1 protein-coding gene is annotated in these 917 nt (G+C 67.1%); it reads right to left on the bottom strand.

Annotated elements, in window-relative coordinates; genetic code table 11:
* Positions 1–46: 46 nt before the first annotated feature.
* The coding region (locus Ade02nite_RS48875; RefSeq protein ID WP_438871035.1) for a sodium:solute symporter family transporter at positions 47–917 on the bottom strand (871 nt) is incomplete at its 5' end.

Below are 917 nucleotides of genomic sequence, written 5' to 3'. Positions count from 1 at the left end.
ATGGGGCGCGGCGCCTTGCATGACCCGGGAGCGGGTCAGGTCTCGGCTATGTCGATGACGGGGTCTCGACCGCGGTGAGGTCGCGGTCGATGCGTGGGTCGCCCTCGTCGGCGAAGTAGTCGTCTCGGGTGGTGCCGTCGATGCCGGCCGGGGTTTTGGTGGCCCGCAGGATCAGTGTGACGATGACGGCGATCAGCAGGTTGACCAGGACGGTGACGAAGCCGACGTAGATGGTGCGTTTGGTGTCGAAGCCGAACTCGGACAGCGGGAACGCCGACCCGCCGAAGTGGGCGCGTTTGGTGGCCGGGTTGGGGATCTGCCACAGCATCCACATGGACAGGCTCATGCCGGCCACCCAGCCGGTGATCAGGGCGCCGCGGTGCAGCCAGCGGGTGAACAGGCCCAGGGCGACTGCCGGTGCGGTCTGCAGGATGATCACGCCGCCGATGAGTTGCAGGTCGATGGAGAATTGCGGGTCGAGGAAGACGATGCAGGCGACCGCGCCGATCTTCACGACCAGGGAGGTGATTTTCGAGACGCGGGCCTCGTCGGCGTGTGAGGCGTTTTTGCGCAGGTACTCCTTGTAGATGTTGCGGGTGAACAGGTTCGCCGCGGCGATCGACATGATCGCGGCGGGGACGAGCGCGCCGATGCCGATCGCGGCGAAGGCGACGCCCGCGAACCAGGCGGGGAATTGCATGTCGAACAGCAGCGGGACGACGGTGTTGCTGTCCACGGTGCCCTCGGTGGCGCCGGGCAGCGGCTTCACGCCCGACGCGATTGCCGCGTAGCCGAGCAGCGCGAGCAGGCCCAGCAGGAAGCTGTAGGCCGGCAGCGCGGACATGTTCCGCTTGATCACGTTGCGGTTCTTGCTGGCCAGCACGCCGGTGATGCTGTGCGGGTAGAGGAACAGCGCC

The organism is Paractinoplanes deccanensis (assembly GCF_016862115.1).
Lineage (GTDB): Bacteria > Actinomycetota > Actinomycetes > Mycobacteriales > Micromonosporaceae > Actinoplanes > Actinoplanes deccanensis.
This window is presented reverse-complemented; position numbering and strand designations above follow the sequence as displayed.